The organism is Streptomyces sp. NPDC015131 (genome assembly GCF_043079975.1).
In the GTDB taxonomy this organism is placed as follows: domain Bacteria; phylum Actinomycetota; class Actinomycetes; order Streptomycetales; family Streptomycetaceae; genus Streptomyces.
This window is the reverse complement of sequence record NZ_JBIBVB010000019.1, coordinates 1-1,289: the sequence shown is the minus strand read 5'-3', so window position 1 is coordinate 1,289 and position 1,289 is coordinate 1. Positions and strand designations below refer to the sequence as shown.

1 protein-coding gene is annotated in these 1,289 nt (G+C 65.5%); it reads left to right on the top strand.

Annotation, left to right across the window (positions count from 1 at the left end; translation table 11 throughout):
• The coding region (locus ACF08D_RS31285; RefSeq protein ID WP_392227582.1) for a DUF4158 domain-containing protein at positions 1–1,289 on the top strand (1,289 nt) is incomplete at both ends.

Here is a 1,289-nt window from a genome sequence, read left to right as displayed (position 1 = left end):
CGGTTAGGGTTCGCGCTTCAGGTCGTGACGGTCCGGCAGCTCGGGATGTTCCTGGCCGATCCGCTCGACGTGCCCCCGGAGCTGGTCGAATATCTCGCCGAGCAGTTGGGTATCGAGGATTCCTCGTGTGTGAAGCAGTACACCGAGCGGGACAAGACCAAACTCGAACATGCCTGGGAGATCCAGCGCGAGTACGGGTTGACCTCGTACAGCGAGGTCGAGTCGGAGTTGGCGGCGTGGGTCTCCGACCAGGCGTGGGTGACCGGCGACGGACCGAAAGCGATGTTCGCCGGCGCGGTCGACTGGCTACGTAAACGCCAGGCGTTGCTGCCGGGTCTGCGCACGTTGGAACGTTTGGTCACCGAGGGTCGCCAGGCCGCTGATCAGCGGTTGTGGGGTCAGCTGACCGATCAACTGACCGCCGGTTCGGCTTCAGCGCTGCTGGCGTTGCTGACCGCGCCCGAGGGCAAGCGCCGTGTCAGCGAGCTGGAACGGCTTCGCCGGGGCGTGTTCCGGACCAGTTCCAAAGGGATGCTGGCGGCATTGGACCGCCTCGCCGAGCTTATCGCGGTGGGAGGGCAGTCCCTGGATGTGTCGATGGTTCCGCAGCGCCGGGTGATTGGTCTGGCCACCTATGGATTGTCGAGCAAGGCTCCTGCGTTGCGGCGCCTCGAGCCCCGCCAGCATCGGGTGGCGGTGATGGTGGCCACGGTGAAAGTGCTGTCGGGCCGAGCGACCGATGACGTGCTGGAGTTGTTCGACCTGTTGATGGTCACGGATCTGATGTCGAAGGCCGAGCGGGAATCGCGTGAGGAGAAGTTGCGCCGGTATCCGCGGGTGTCGCGTCATGCGGGCAAGCTCGCCGCGGCGGTGAAGGTGCTGTTGGAGATGACCGAGGTCGAACCGGACCTGAGCTTGGAGATGATGTGGGATCTGATCGAGAACACCGCGACCAAGAGCGAGCTCCGTGCCGCTGTCGCGGTGATCGACGAGCTGGTTCCGGTGGATGACGTCGAGTTGAACGAGCAGCGCCTGGAAGAGTTGGCGGGGCGCCTGGCCACGGTCCGGGTGTTCCTGCCACCGATGATGCGCACCGTGGTGTTCGGGGCCACCGCGGACGGTGCGGCGGTGCTGGCGGCGATGAAGACCCTCGCCGAGTTGATGTCGGCGAAGTCGAAACTGTCCGCGAGCTGGCTCGATGCTCGTCAGGTCGACCACGATCTCATCGGTGGCGGGTGGAAGCGGCTGGTCTATCGCGAGGGCCGCCCACCGGAAACTGTCGACCGGGC